Here is a 13230-nt window from a genome sequence, read left to right on the forward strand (position 1 = left end):
CAGCGCCAGCCGCTGCAGCAGCCGACCGACGAGATCACCGACTGGCAGCTCGCCCAGGCGGAGAGCCACACGTCGTCCGGCCTGCGCTCGGCCGAGGTCGACGCGCTTGACCGGCTGCCGGACTCAGACGTCAAGGACGCCCTGCAGAGACTGCCCGAGGAGTTCCGGATCGCGGTCTACCTCGCCGACGTGGAGGGCTTCGCGTACAAGGAGATCGCCGACATCATGGGCACCCCCATCGGCACGGTGATGTCCCGGTTGCACCGGGGTCGTCGCCAGCTCCGCGACATGCTGGCGGACGTCGCCCGAGACCGTGGTTTCCTGCGAGGCAGCAACGGAGACGCGTCATGAACTGCGGCGAGCCCCACGACACCGACTGCTCAGAGGTGCTGTCCGAGGTCTGGCTGTTCCTGGACCAGGAGTGCGACAAGTCCCGTCGCGCGGCGTTGCAGACGCACCTCGACGAGTGCCACCCGTGCCTGGAGCAGTTCGGGCTGGAGGAGCACCTCAAGGCGCTGCTCGCGCGCAAGTGCGGCGGTGACTACGCCCCCGCCGACCTCAAGGCGCGCATCAGGGCGACGATCGTGGAGATCCGCACCGAGGACTGACCTCCTCCCCCGGAACGACGAAAAGGCCTGGACACCGCATCGGTGTCCAGGCCTTTTCGCAGCACTCAGGCGTTGGGGCGCTTGCCTCGGTTGGCGCCGCCCTTTTTGCGGTCGCGGCGCTTGCGAGCACGCTTCGACATCTGTGTCTCCTAGGATCAGAACTGCTTCGCCCACCAGTTTCGCATGGAGGAGTTCTGTCTACGCTCACGGACCTGCTGGCCGAGCACACCAAGCTCTCCGGCGCCGCCGTCGACCACCTCCAGCTGGTGGTCGCGGAGTGGCAACTCCTCTCGGACCTCTCGTTCGCCGACTTCCTCATGTGGGTGCGGCTGGACGACGACAGGTTCCTCTGCGTGGCCCAGGCGCGCCCGACCACGGCGCCGACGGCCCACCCCGAGGACGTCGTCGGCAGCGAGGTCGACTCCGAGGAGCACCCGCAGCTGCGGCGGGCGATGGACGAGTCGCGCATCTGCCGCGAGGAGGACCCGCGCTGGCACCTGGGCGTGCCGGTGCGCAGGGAGACCATCCCGGTGCGGCTGGGTACGCAGGTCATCGCGGTGCTGAGCCGCAGCACGAACCTCGCCGTGCCGCGCGTGCCGTCGCCGTTGGAGATCTCCTACCTCGGCAGCGCCGCCGACCTGTGCCAGATGATCGCGGACGGCACGTTCCCGGCGCCCGAACCGTCGCCGGACGTGCACACCAGTCCGCGCGTCGGTGACGGCCTGATCAGGCTCGACCCGTCCGGCGCGGTGGTGTTCGCCTCCCCGAACGCCCTGTCGGCCTACCACCGCATGGGGCACGCCTCCGACCTCGTCGGCGTGCACCTCGCGCCGCTCACCCGCAGCCTCATAGGAGACCCGTTCGACGCGACCGAGGTGGCGCAGCGCATCAGGCAGGCGCTGGAAGGCCAGACGTCGATGCGCATGGAGGCCGAGTCGCGCCGGGGAGCCGCGGTCCTGTTCCGCGCCCTGCCCCTTCGGCCGCGAGGCCAGGCCGCGGGCGCGATCGTGCTGTGCCGCGACGTGACGGAGGTGCGCCGTCGTGACCGCGCGTTGATGTCCAAGGACGCCACGATCCGCGAGATCCACCATCGGGTGAAGAACAACCTGCAGACGGTCGCCGCGCTGCTGAGGTTGCAAAGCCGCAGGTTGAGCAACCCGGAGGCGAAGGAGGCGCTGGCCGAGTCGGTCCGCCGTGTGACCTCCATCGCACTGGTTCACGAGACCCTGTCGATGTCCGTCGACGAACGGGTCGACCTCGACGACGTGGTCGACAAGGTGATCCCGATGATGAGCGACGTGGCGGTCACCGAGACCCAGGTGAGCGTGCGCCGCGAGGGCGGGTTCGGGATCGTGCCGGCCGAGATCGCGACCCCGCTGGTGATGGTGCTGACCGAGCTCGTGCAGAACGCCTTCGAGCACGCCTACGCCCCTGGTCAGCGCGGAGAGGTCGTCGTGCACTCCGAGCGGTCCGCGAAGTGGCTCGACGTGACGATCACCGACGACGGCAAGGGACTTCCGCAGGGCTTCTCCCTGGAACGCACCGATCGTCTCGGCTTGCAGATCGTTCGAACGCTCGTCGATTCCGAATTGAGAGGCTCTTTGAGCTTGCGGCGCAGGCCCCGAGGCGGTACTGAGGCGGTCCTGCGCGTGCCGCTCAGAGGGCGGCGGTAAACTGACCCCGTGCACACGTGACGACCAGCCTCAGCGGTCTCACGTGGTCACGCGGGAGGGTGTGCAAACAAAGAAGAAGCCCGACACCTGGCACGGTGTCGGGCTTCTTTTCTTCTGGGTCTTAAGAGGCTAACTGCCTGCTCAGGCGTTGCTGCGGGCGCGCGTGCGAGCGTTGCGGCGCTTGAGGGCGCGACGCTCGTCTTCGCTCATCCCGCCCCAGACGCCGGCGTCCTGGCCGCTCTCCAGTGCCCACGCGAGGCAGTCGGAGACGACGGGGCAACGGCGGCAGACGGTCTTCGCCTCGGCGATCTGAAGCAGCGCGGGACCACTGTTCCCCACGGGGAAGAACAGCTCGGGGTCCTCGTCGCGGCAGATCGCGCGGTGGCGCCAGTCCATTGGAACTACTCCTCAGCTAGGCGCGCACAAGGGCACGCCGGTTGTCAGCGGTCGTTTTTGGGGTGCTTGTGAATGCTTTCACGAACGGCTGGGATGTCAAGGGGTAAGCACTGACCCGGTGAGTGAACTCACCCAAAAGATCGACGGCGTTCACCTGGGGTTTCACGCTCTGCTGTCACTCGACTGCAGTACATCCCGGGTGAGTACCAGGAAGGTCACGAACCGATCACGGACTGTCAAGTTGCTTACACGGCAACAGTCAACGCGTCGGGGACTGCCCTGAACTCCACTGCGGTCGTCATGCCGAGGAAATCACCGTCGACCTGGAGGTTGGCGGGCTCCTCGCACTTCACTCTGACATAACCCACGTCGTCGCGCCGAACGAGTTTCCCGCTCTTCGGATTGCCCGTCGTGAGCACCTGGGCCACGTAGCGCCCGACCGTGGGTACCCGCAAAGTCCTCAATGCACTCAAACCGAGTCCACCGTCGAACGACGTGCTGGGGTTGAGCTGGATCGCCTTGTCGCCGAAGTACGTCCACGGATCCGTGTTCGACACGAACACCATGCCGAGGTCGTCGAACGGGGTCTCGTCGGGAACCTCGACGGTGAAGTGCTGCGGTTTGCGGACGTTCTGCGCGTACGCCTTCAGCGCGACGCTCAGGTAGAGGGCGGGACTGGCGTTGTGGCCCTTGGCCCGCTTGCGCTCTACCTCCGCCACCACGTCGGCGTCGAGACCCATGCCGGCGTTGAAGGTGAACCAGCGGCCGTCCGCTCCCTCTTCGACATCCGCGAAGACCTGGCCGAGCCCGATGCGGCGGCTGGTGCCGTGCTCGATCGCCTGGAGCAGGACGTGCGTGGCCTCGACGGGATCGCGCGGGATGCCGAGAGCGCCCGCGAAGACGTTCGCCGACCCGCCCGGCACGACGCCGACCATCGGCTTGTCGGGGCGCGGGCCGTCGCGCAGCACGCCGTTGACGACCTCGTTGACCGTGCCGTCGCCGCCATGGGCGATGACCAGGTCGAACCCGTCCGCCGCTGCCTGACCGGCGGCGTCCGCCGCATGGCCGCGGTAGGAGGTCTGGACGATCTCCAGCTTCACGTCGCTGGCCAGCGCGTGCGCCAACACGTCACGCCCCGCCGGCGTCGTTGTAGTCGCCTGCGGGTTCACCACGAGAAGAGCGCGCACCACTTGAGAGTAAGACAATGCGTGACCGTCGGCGTCTCGCATGTCCTCCCTCGGGATGGCCCCAGCCTCACGAAAGTGGCGTAAATCTCCCTTCCGTCAGCACCGCGTACCCCCTCGCAGTCGAGTGCACCCCGGACGACCGCCGGCTCGCTGAAGAGGCCCCTTGATCTTCCCGCGCGAGACGTGCCGAGCGTGCCCTCCAACCGGGTGGCCTACGATCCGTGACCAGGTACAGAACGTGAGGAAGGCCCCTCGTGACCACTGGGACCCCGGCGCCACCGCGCTCGGTGCGCATCGCCTCCGCACTCGCCGTCCTGCAAGGGGTGGGCGGCATCGCGCTGGCCGTCGCGCTCGTCGTGCGGGTGGTCCAGGGTGCGCCGTCCGCGGGCCCGGTCCTCGGCGCCGCCGGTGTGCTCGTCATCTGGTTCGGCGCGGTGATCCTCGCGGCGGTCATGTTGTTCCAGGGCCGCCACGGCGCGCGCACGCCCGTGATCGTCACGCAGCTGCTGCTCCTGGGCTGCGCCTGGTACGCGTACGGCCCGTCTGAGCAGCAGCTCCTGGGGTCGTTGGGCGGCATCTACTGCGTCGTGGTGCTCGTGCTGCTGTTCACCAGCGACGGTCGGCGGTGGGCCTTGGGCCTCGACTCCGCGGAGCACGACAAAGCCGACTAAAGGAGGGTGGTCAGCCTCAAACCGAGGAGTGAAGCTGTGCGTGGTTGTTTAACCACTCCCTGCTCTCACGAGGTGACCAACCATGCGTGTTCTTTCCGCGATCGCGGGTGCCTTCCTGGCGGCGCTCACCCTCGCACCCATGACGGCCTCGGCTGCTCCCGAGGACCCGAACATGTCGCCGATGATCATCGGCGGCAGCACTGCCACCAACTTCCCCTACGGGGCGCGTCTCTTCGTGAACGGGCAGCAGAACTGCTCCGCCACGAAGATCGCCCCGACCTGGATCCTGACCGCCGAGCACTGCGTGGCCTCCTCCGGCACGTACACGTTCCGCGCGGGCAGCCTGGACCAGACCTCCGGCGGCCAGCTGGTGACCGGTAACCAGATCATCAAGCACCCGTCGGCCGACCTCGCCCTGGTGCGGGTCAGCACGGCGATGTCCGCGCCGTTCTCGCCGCTCGGCCAGACCGTCTCGGCGGGTCAGACCGTGCAGCTCTACGGCTGGGGCGCCACCTGCACCAACCAGCCGGAGATCAACTGCCAGTCGCGCTACCTGAAGGTCGCGAACACCCAGGTCACGACCACCAACGGTCGTGACTACCGCGGTGGCCAGGCCATCAGCGTGCGGCGCATCGACGGCATCGCCGCCGGTGGTGACTCCGGTGGCCCGATGTTCGCGAACGGCCGCCAGATCGGCGTCGCGTCCACCTCGGACCGCTCGAGCGTCTCGAACTACACCAGCCTCAACAACACCAGCTACCGCAGCTGGATCCGGCAGTACGCCGGAGTCTGACACCCTGCTCCACCAGCGGTAACCCTGCGATGGCCCTCGGCTCCTGCCGGGGGCCATCACCCTGCGTGTTCACGAATGGTGGATGGACACGAACGGAGTAGCGAGCTACCGTGCCTCCAGCGTTCGCGCCGCTCGGGAGCATGGTGAGGTGCGCAGTGCAGGACGGCCCGAAGCGGGGGACCACGAGTGGTGATGCCGAGCGTCCCAACATGGCTCGCCTGTTCGACTACTACCTCGGTGGGGCGCACAACTTCGCGGTTGACCGCGCGCTCGCCGAGGAGAGCATCGCGAAGTACCCCGTCGCCGAGATAGCGCGGACGATCAGGTCCTTCTCCCGTCGCGTGGTGCGGCTGTGCGTCGAGGAGTACGGCATCCGCCAGTTCCTCGACCTGGGCAGCGGCATCCCCACCGCCGGCAACGTCCACGAGGTCGCCCAGGCGATCGACCCGTCGTGCGGCGTCGTCTACGTCGACCACGACCCGGTCACCGTCGCGCACGCCCGCACGATGCTGCGGGACAACCTCAACGCCGCGATCGTGCAGTCCGATGTCAGCGATGTCGGCGCCGTGCTGCGCGATCCCGAGACGCGCCGTCTCCTCGACTTCACCAAACCGACCGCGGTGCTGATGGTCGGCATCCTCCCGTACGTCACCGAGGAGCCCGCGGGCGTCGTCGCGCGCTACCGCGCCGCACTGTGCGAGGGCAGCATCCTCGCGCTGACACACCTCACGAAGGACGTCGAACCGGAGCTCGTCGGCCGGCTGGTCGACCTCGCGGACGGCATCAGCTCACCGCTGGTGCCGCGGTCCAAACAGGACGTGGAGGAGTTCCTCTGCGGCCTGCGGCTGCTGGAGCCCGGTCTGGTGCTCGCGGCGAACTGGCGGGCGGACGGAGAGCTCCCCGGCACGTCGGCCGCGGCGGAGGCCTCCACCTACGGCGCCGTCGGGATCATCGGCGCGTAGGTCTGGGACGGACGAAAGGCGGGCCCGAAGCCACAGGGGTGGCTTCGGGCCCGCCTTCGTCGTGCTCAGGCGTGTGCGTCAGCCCTGGTAGGCGGCCTGCTGGCCGGTCAGCGCGGCGGGACCCGCGTACTGGGCGTTGCCGAACGCGAGGATCGCGTAGCCGATCAGGCTGAACAGCCACAGGCCGACGACGCCGAAGACGGCGTCCTTCCTGAAGGACTTGGCGATGTCGATCGAGACGATGACCGACATGACGATGTTCACGATCGGGATCAGGAACAGGACCAGCCACCAGCCGGGGCGGCCCGCGACCTTCAGCCACACGTAGATGTTGTAGATCGGGATGATCGCTGCCCAGCCGGGCTGACCGGCCTTCGTGAACGTCTTCCACATGACCACGACGGCGAACACGAGGAACGCCAAGTACAGGATGATGCCGAAAACGCCGAGGCCGGTAGAGGCCGGGTCGACGGTAGTCGGGTCGTTGCCCACGGTCTTTCCTTCTTTCCACGCTTACTTGTGCCGGGGGATCGGCGAGCGGGGACGCTTCCAGTACCGCGCACCCGTCCTGTGTGGAATTCCCTTTTCGTGAGCCTTTCGAGACCTTCCGTCAACCTTCAGGATGCAGAGCCCAGCTTTTGCAGCGCTTCATCGGCCACTCGCATGACCGTCCACTCGTCCATTGGGACGGCACCGAGCTTCTTGTAGAAACCGATGCTCGGCTCGTTCCAGTTGAGGACCCACCACTGGAACCTGGTGTAGCCCTTGGCGACGCACTCCCGTGCCAGCGTCTCCAGCAGCTGCCTGCCGATGCCGCTGCCGCGGTGCTCCGGCGTGACGTAGAGGTCTTCCAGGTAGATGCCGTGCACGCCGTCCCACGTGGAGAAGTTCAGGAACCACAACGCGATCCCGACGACCTCACCGTCCACTTCGGCCACGTGGCCGAACAGCGCGGGGCTGTCGCCGAACAGGGCGGTGTGCAACTGTTCCGCGGTCAGGTGGCACTGCTCGGGAGCCTTCTCGTACAGCGCCAGCTCGTGCACCAGCCGCACGACCGCGTCGACGTCGCGCGGTTCCACCCTGCGGATCATCACACCTCCCACGCGGGCACGTTGAGCCTGCGCACCTGAGGGTCGCCCCGCTCGTCGCCCAGCTGGCAGATGCCGGCCGGGTCCAGTCCGAAGTGGACGCCCTGGTCGGGCGCCAGTCCCAGCCACGCCGCGATCAGCACGCGGCTGAAGTGCCCGTGGCCCACCAGCACCACGTCGCCGCCGGGCAGGATCTTGCGCACCCCGCCGAGCACCTTGCGGGCCCGGTCCTGCACCTCGGCGTGCGTCTCGCCGTTCGGCATCGGGTGCGACCACACCGTCCAGCCGGGGACGCGCTCGCGGATCTGGGGGGTGGTGATGCCCTCGTAGTCGCCGTAGTCCCACTCGGCGAGGTCCTCGGTCGTCGCGCCGACCTCCAGGCCGGCGAGCTCCGCCGTTCTGGTGGCCCGGTGCCGCGGGCTCGTCAGCACGAGCGCGGGCGCCTGGTCCGTGCCTCTCAACCGTGCGAGCGTGGCGCCCGCGCGGCGTGCCTGCTGCTCGCCCTCGGGCGTCAGCTCGATGTCAGTGCGTCCCGTGTGCCTGCCGGTCTCGGACCACTCGGTCTGGCCGTGGCGCAGCAGGTAGAGGTGGGTGCTCACCTGTTCGATCCTAAGGAGTGACGGGGAGCGCGTTTGGAGGAGTCCACCCGCGAGCTGTCCGGCGCGTCATGACCGCCGAGCACCCCGACCACCGCGTCCCCGACGAGGTGGATGCGCGAGAGATCCGCGAGGCGTTCGGCGTCCGCGTCGCGCGCATCCGGACGGAGCTGACTTCGACGTGGAACAAACTGAATCAGAACGAGCGTGACGGCGACGCCGGGGGCCGGTGATGGCCCGACCGGCTGGAATTCGGTGGCCGCGCCGTAGGACCTGCCCTGAGCTGGGTCAACCCGCCATTCGCATCTCAAATGAGCTGAATGGCGTAGTACTCACGTCTGATTGTTGTTTTGGTTGGCGAAATCCGGTCACAATGGCGTCCGGCGTCGCTAGAACGGTGTGGATCGTCCTTCCCGAGGGGGACCCACATGCGCCGGACATTCGCATTCTTGATACCTGTTCTGCTGACCGCCGTCGTGCCTGCCACACCCGCGTCGGCCGCTCCGCAACCGCCGCCCGGCCTGGCCGTCGCCGGTGACGTGATCCGCTGGACCGCTCCCACGCCGATGCCGTTGTCGAACGCCGGCGTGGAGTTCTGGGAGGGCGAGCGGTTCCTGGGCCTCGCCCGGGAGTCGGCGGACCTGCGGACGTTCACGCTGACGGCCGGGCTGAAGAACCCCACGGCGCTGCGGGTGAGATCCGCCGGCAGGCGGCTGGACGTCGTCGAGACCCCGCCGGCCTCGCTGGCGGCCCCCGCACTGCCCGCCCAACGGCCCCGGGCGGAGGTGGACCCCGGCAAGCCCGGCGAGTACGCCACCAGCACCGGGGAGTACGAGCTCGACCCGGTCACGCTGCCCGGCTACGGGGTGCCGATCGAGATGAAGGCCGTCGTCGTCGCGCCGGAGGGAGCGCCCGGCAAACGGCCGTTGGTGCTGTTCCTGCACGGCAGGCACTTCACCTGCTACGACCCGGTGATCCCCGACTACTACACCGGCGAATGGCCGTGTCCCGGTGGCCTGAAGGTCGTGCCGAGCCACCGCGGTTACCTGAAGACGCAGCAGCTCCTCGCGTCCCAGGGCTACCTGACGGTGTCGATCTCCGCGAACGGCATCAACGCCCAGGACGCGTCCACCGTCGACGCGGGCGCGCAGGGCCGGTCGTCGCTGGTGCGCCATCACCTGGCGAAGTGGGCGGACTGGTCGTCCGGCCAGGGCTCCGCGCCCGTCGCCGTGCAGGCCGACATGGCGAACGTGCTGCTCGTCGGCCACTCCCGCGGCGGCGAGGGCGTCAACCGCGCGGCCACCGACAGCCTCACCCCGCCGCCGGGCGACACCGGCTTCAGCGGCCCGGTGCGCTGGACCATCCGCGGCGACGTGCTGATCGGCCCCACGATCTTCGGCCACAACCCGGCGCCGGACGTGCCCTCGGTGACGTTGCTGCCGGGCTGCGACGGTGACGTCTCCGATCTGCAGGGCCAGATGTTCGTCGACCAGACCCGCGGTCTGAGCCGTGGCGCCGCGCTGCACAGCGCGCTGTACGTGGTGGGCGCGAACCACAACTACTTCAACAGCGAGTGGACGCCCGGCCAGGCGGAGGCGCCGGCGTTCGACGACTTCTCGCCCGGCCAGCCCCCGGACCCGCTGTGCACGCCCGGCACCGCCACCCGCCTGACCGCGGACCAGCAGCAGGCCGCCGGAGCCACCTACGTCGCGGCGTCCGCGCACCTGTTCCTGGCCGGCGACACCTCGGTGCTGCCGCTGCTCGACGGCTCCGGCGTCCGCGCCCCGTCCGCGGACCCGGCCCGCGTCCTCTCCCACGCCGTGGGAGCCGCACGCAAGCCGTTCGTCGTGCCGGACACGTCCACCGCCGTGTCAGGCAGTGCACGGCTGTGCGAGCAGACCTCGCGTGACGCGACGATTGCCTGCAGCACCGCGCGTTCACCGCACTTCGTCGGCTTCCGGTACGCGTCGTCGCAGCCCGAACGTCTCTCCGTCGCCCTGAAGTGGACCGCGGCAGGACAGGCAGCCGTGGTGCAGCCCGCCGCTCCGGTGTCGTTGCGGGGTTCGCGTGAACTGGCGCTGCGCCTGGCCGTCCCGGCCAACGCTCCCGCCTCCGGCTTCGGCGTGGCGGTCACCGACCACAGTGGACAGAAGCACGCACTCGGCTCGGTGTCCGTGACCGGCCTGCCCGGCACCAACCGGGTGAGTCCGGTGTGGGGGCAGGAGGTCCGCGTCCCGCTCCCGGAGAACCTGGGCGAGGTGGCATCGCTGGAACTGGTTCCAGAATCCGCGTCGGGTGAGGCGTGGCTGATCGACGCCCACGGCTGGAACCCGGGCCTCGTCCCCGTCGTCCCGGCCGACCTGGGCCGTGTCGACACCACCCTCGTCGCCGTGGAGGAGGGCGACGAGGGCACCCAGACCCACACCGTCGCGGTCAACGCCGCCGGCGAAGGCACCCGCGTCGTCCGGATCTTCTACAACGCCGCGGAGAACCAGCCCGCCACGAAGCTGGTCACGCTCGCGCCGGGCGAACACCGCGCCGAGGTGCAGGTGTCCTTCGCGTCCAACACCAGGTGGGGCGGCGACAGGCAGTACGCCGTCGGGGTGCAGGCGCTGTCCAACGCCGTCGTCGGCGCCGCGGTAGGCGGCCTGCGGGTGCACGACGACGACCCAGCGCCGAAACTCACGGTCACCCCGCTCGCCGACAGCGTGACCGAGGGCGGCGTCCTGAAGTGGAGGGTGACGCTGTCGGAGACCGCGGACGCGCCGTTCGCGCTGGAAGGCCTGCCGGCGGTACCCGTCAGCGCCCCCGAACTGTCCTCGACGGACGTCGACCGGGACTGGTTCCTGGCCAACTCGGGGCAGGACCCGCTGCCGTCCCGGCCGCTGTCCACGACCCGGATCGGGTTCTACGTCTACATCCCGCCGGGCCAGACGACGTTCGAGTTCTCGATGCCGACCGCGGCCGACACCGAGGCCGAACCCGAGGAGCAGGTCCGGCTGCGGTTCGAGGGCATCTCGCCCACCGGCATCGGGTTCGAGGTGACGGGCGAGGTGACCGACGCGGCCTAGCTCTTCTGGTGGACGGTGCCGCTTTCCGTTCGGGAGGCGGCACCGAGCCGGGCTATCGCTCGAACGGGTACTCCTTGGCCCGGTGGCGCTCACCTGCCCCTTGGGCCGTCTGGGGCCGTCAGTGCCGTTGAGGCGGCCCAAGAACCGGCCGATCACACCCGTAGTGCGTGAGATGTTCTTAAGTATCAAGAGCGTTGCGCCGCAGCGCGATGGCCTTCGGTCACTCTCAACGCCGGCGTCCATCCGCCTAGCGCGGTAGAGACAAGAGAATGGTGTGGTGTGGCTGCGATTCCTATGTGACGGTCGAAACGCTCCTGCGAGGAGTTTCGCTAGTCTCCTCCGTCGGACCGTAAGGGTTGACAACATCCTTCCTGTTCGCCGCTACATTCTTTCGGATCTGTCGTAGTTCATCACTGGCCGTGTAGATGCGTGCCTTGGTCTCGCCAGAGGCGACGAGCAATCCCTTGGACACAAGAATCCTGAGATCCCGGGCTGCCGTTCCCGGCTCCAGTTGGGCGTCTTTCTCGTAGCTGGTCCGACGCACGCGAATTCCGATGAGTGCGTCGAACAGCGCAAATGCGGCGCGCTCGGGCAGCTTGTTCTTTGCGAGCAGCGTGTCAAGCTCGCTCCACATCTGGCTAGCTTCTGTTACACGTCGAAGAACGGTCTGCGCTTGTATGTGGTGCGCCGTCAGGTTGAACCTGATCCACTGACGTGTGCTGCGCTCGGGACGCCAGGAACCTGCTCCTACATCGGCGAGTACCTCATAGTAGGCGTTGGTGTTGCGGCCCAACCACTCTTCGATGCTGCTGAATTCTGGGGCGAGGATCTTCTCGCGTGCAAGGATCAGTGTTTGAAGTGCGCGGGCCATGCGTCCGTTGCCATCACGGAACGGGTGGATCATGACGAGGTTCAAGTGAGCGAGAGCTGCACGTACGTAAACAGGGCAGTCGCTGGTCTTTGAAAGATCGTCCATCAGCTCGGCCATCAAACTGGAAACAGTCTCTGGCTCAGGGCCTTCGTAGACGATCTCGTTGTTCTCTTCGTCGTGGACGTAGATTGTTTTCTTCCGGTACTGGCCCGGGCTTTTGGATAGATCGTGACCGAGCATCATGAAGTGCAGACTGCGCACCAGTGACTGGTCGAGACTGAATTCCGTGTCTTGGGCGAGCTGCTGAATGTACGTCAGAGCGTTTCTGTACCCGATGATTTCGAGTGAAGTGCGACGGTCAGCGTCTAGTGGCTCTTCGTCTTCCAGGATCGCTACGGCGTCATCAAGGGATACATCGTAACCCTCAATGCTGTTGGAGCCACGGATGGCCCGAGCCTTGAGGTTGCGGCGGAGCTGTCCCTTCCAGCGGCGAGGCTCGCGGAGGTAGTGGCGCAGGCGTCGTCGGAACTCGTCGATCTCGCCGACGACCCGGTGGTCGTCAGCGTCGAGGGGAGACGGTTGGAAGAGCATGCCGCCAGTGTGGAGATTGACGGATCATTCGTCAAACTTGATAGATGATTCGTTCATGATCGCCGTCCCACTTGCTCGGCGAGGATTGGCTCAGTTTGCTGCGTGATGATCGTCTTGGTTCTGGCTGCGGCGTGTCGCTGTCGGTGCGTGGCGTAGCCGGTTCGGAGTACCTCGTTTGAGGTCGGGTGGTTGACCGAGTGGTCGCAGGCGGGCTCATCAGGGCTTGCAGTGTTGATGGATTGACGGTTCATTCGTCAACGTTGAGAGATGAACCAATCATCTCTCAAACCTTGCGACGGCATCCTGACGTGCAGTGGTCTAGGTGTCGAGGTGAGCTGCTGGTTCTCCTGGGATTGCTGGTGTGCTTGTGAGTTGCGAGCGATCCGTCAACGTTGACGGACAAGGCAGTCCGTTAAGGACTGACCCGGGCCGTCTGGGGGCCGTCGAACCACGCCAAGGAACGAAAAACGACGCTGACCTACGAAAGAGATCTTCGTTGGTCAGCGTCGTCAACAAGGCTCCGGGCTCAGCCCTGCTTGGTCTCCCAGAAGATCTTGTCGATCTGCGCGATCAGGTCCAGCAGCTGCTGACCGGTCGCCGGGTCCATCGACCCCTTGGTGCCCGAGGCGCCGGCGGCCTTGGTGGCGCGGTTGAACAGGTCGTGCAGCTCGGGGTACTTCTCGAAGTGCGGCGGCTTGAAGTAGTCCGTCCACAGCACCCACA

General features: G+C 67.5%; 16 protein-coding genes. 8 read left to right on the top strand and 8 right to left on the bottom strand.

The window, feature by feature from the left end:
- Both VM306_RS20750 and rsrA read left to right on the top strand, forming a co-directional pair.
- Positions 1–351: sigma factor-like helix-turn-helix DNA-binding protein (locus VM306_RS20750; protein ID WP_325517510.1), on the top strand; the 351-nt coding region annotated here is incomplete at its 5' end.
- Positions 348–608, top strand: a complete 261-nt coding sequence (gene rsrA / locus VM306_RS20755) for a mycothiol system anti-sigma-R factor (protein WP_325517512.1) — start codon at positions 348–350, stop codon at positions 606–608. The genes VM306_RS20750 and rsrA, both read left to right, overlap by 4 nt.
- Before the next feature lie 65 nt (positions 609–673).
- Here rsrA and VM306_RS41410 read toward each other — a convergent pair whose 3' ends face one another.
- Positions 674–748: a 50S ribosomal protein bL37 gene (locus VM306_RS41410; protein WP_369809028.1), complete on the bottom strand. Its 75-nt coding sequence runs from the start codon at positions 746–748 to the stop codon at positions 674–676.
- 54 nt (positions 749–802) lie between these two features.
- Here VM306_RS41410 and VM306_RS20760 point away from each other — a divergent pair, with 54 nt between their 5' ends.
- Positions 803–2281 carry a PAS domain-containing sensor histidine kinase gene (locus VM306_RS20760; protein ID WP_325517534.1) on the top strand — a complete coding sequence of 493 codons (1479 nt, stop codon included), beginning with the start codon at positions 803–805 and terminating at the stop codon, positions 2279–2281.
- A gap of 141 nt (positions 2282–2422) precedes the next feature.
- On the opposite strand, the gene VM306_RS20765 is transcribed toward VM306_RS20760, so the two are convergent.
- Positions 2423–2677, bottom strand: coding sequence for a WhiB family transcriptional regulator (locus VM306_RS20765; RefSeq protein ID WP_015104912.1), 255 nt, complete (start codon positions 2675–2677; stop codon positions 2423–2425).
- Between the two features lie 245 nt (positions 2678–2922).
- Complete coding sequence (locus VM306_RS20770; protein WP_325517514.1) at positions 2923–3864, bottom strand: diacylglycerol/lipid kinase family protein; 942 nt, start codon at positions 3862–3864, stop codon at positions 2923–2925.
- Between the two features lie 254 nt (positions 3865–4118).
- On the opposite strand from VM306_RS20770, the gene VM306_RS20775 reads away from it, so the two are divergent.
- The 3 genes from VM306_RS20775 (at position 4119) to VM306_RS20785 (ending at position 6290) form a co-directional block, all read left to right on the top strand.
- Positions 4119–4535: a hypothetical protein gene (locus VM306_RS20775; protein ID WP_325517516.1), complete on the top strand. Its 417-nt coding sequence runs from the start codon at positions 4119–4121 to the stop codon at positions 4533–4535.
- 82 nt (positions 4536–4617) lie between these two features.
- Complete coding sequence (locus VM306_RS20780) at positions 4618–5328, top strand: S1 family peptidase (protein WP_414672423.1); 711 nt, start codon at positions 4618–4620, stop codon at positions 5326–5328.
- Between the two features lie 140 nt (positions 5329–5468).
- Positions 5469–6290 (top strand): SAM-dependent methyltransferase, encoded by an 822-nt coding sequence (locus VM306_RS20785; protein ID WP_325517518.1) that lies wholly within the window; start codon positions 5469–5471, stop codon positions 6288–6290.
- A gap of 78 nt (positions 6291–6368) precedes the next feature.
- On the opposite strand, the gene VM306_RS20790 is transcribed toward VM306_RS20785, so the two are convergent.
- The 3 genes from VM306_RS20790 to VM306_RS20800 all read right to left on the bottom strand — a co-directional run bounded on the left by VM306_RS20790 (position 6369) and on the right by VM306_RS20800 (position 7977).
- Complete coding sequence (locus tag VM306_RS20790) at positions 6369–6782, bottom strand: DUF5684 domain-containing protein (protein WP_325517520.1); 414 nt, start codon at positions 6780–6782, stop codon at positions 6369–6371.
- A 125-nt stretch (positions 6783–6907) separates the two neighbouring features.
- A complete protein-coding gene (locus tag VM306_RS20795) occupies positions 6908–7381 on the bottom strand; it encodes a GNAT family N-acetyltransferase (RefSeq protein WP_325517522.1) in 474 nt (157 codons plus the stop codon).
- On the bottom strand, positions 7381–7977 hold the full coding sequence (locus VM306_RS20800; protein ID WP_325517524.1) for a histidine phosphatase family protein: 597 nt from the start codon (positions 7975–7977) through the stop codon (positions 7381–7383). Before VM306_RS20800 ends, VM306_RS20795 begins: the two co-directional genes overlap by 1 nt.
- Before the next feature lie 68 nt (positions 7978–8045).
- Here VM306_RS20800 and VM306_RS20805 point away from each other — a divergent pair, with 68 nt between their 5' ends.
- Entirely contained in the window at positions 8046–8207 is a 162-nt protein-coding gene (locus VM306_RS20805) for a hypothetical protein (protein WP_325517526.1), read from the top strand.
- Between the two features lie 216 nt (positions 8208–8423).
- Positions 8424–11045: a hypothetical protein gene (locus VM306_RS20810; RefSeq protein WP_325517528.1), complete on the top strand. Its 2622-nt coding sequence runs from the start codon at positions 8424–8426 to the stop codon at positions 11043–11045.
- Between the two features lie 292 nt (positions 11046–11337).
- Here VM306_RS20810 and VM306_RS20815 read toward each other — a convergent pair whose 3' ends face one another.
- Both VM306_RS20815 and VM306_RS20820 read right to left on the bottom strand, forming a co-directional pair.
- Positions 11338–12507, bottom strand: a complete 1170-nt coding sequence (locus tag VM306_RS20815; protein ID WP_325517530.1) for a Fic family protein — start codon at positions 12505–12507, stop codon at positions 11338–11340.
- Positions 12508–13033: 526 nt separating this feature from the next.
- Positions 13034–13230: superoxide dismutase [Ni] (locus VM306_RS20820; RefSeq protein WP_325517532.1), on the bottom strand; the 197-nt coding region annotated here is incomplete at its 5' end.

The sequence above is a fragment of the Lentzea sp. genome, assembly GCF_035525475.1.
Taxonomy (GTDB): Bacteria; Actinomycetota; Actinomycetes; order Mycobacteriales; family Pseudonocardiaceae; genus Lentzea.

Bases quoted from the DNA above. Each gene is read 5' to 3' on its own strand.
- VM306_RS20795 (WP_325517522.1), bottom strand. From the start codon at position 7,381: ATGATCCGCAGGGTGGAACCGCGCGACGTCGACGCGGTCGTGCGGCTG.
- VM306_RS20815 (WP_325517530.1), bottom strand. From the start codon at position 12,507: ATGCTCTTCCAACCGTCTCCCCTCGACGCTGACGACCACCGGGTCGTC.
- VM306_RS20780 (WP_414672423.1), top strand. From the start codon at position 4,618: ATGCGTGTTCTTTCCGCGATCGCGGGTGCCTTCCTGGCGGCGCTCACC.
- VM306_RS20785 (WP_325517518.1), top strand. From the start codon at position 5,469: ATGGTGAGGTGCGCAGTGCAGGACGGCCCGAAGCGGGGGACCACGAGT.
- VM306_RS20805 (WP_325517526.1), top strand. From the start codon at position 8,046: ATGACCGCCGAGCACCCCGACCACCGCGTCCCCGACGAGGTGGATGCG.
- VM306_RS20765 (WP_015104912.1), bottom strand. From the start codon at position 2,677: ATGGACTGGCGCCACCGCGCGATCTGCCGCGACGAGGACCCCGAGCTG.
- rsrA (WP_325517512.1), top strand. From the start codon at position 348: ATGAACTGCGGCGAGCCCCACGACACCGACTGCTCAGAGGTGCTGTCC.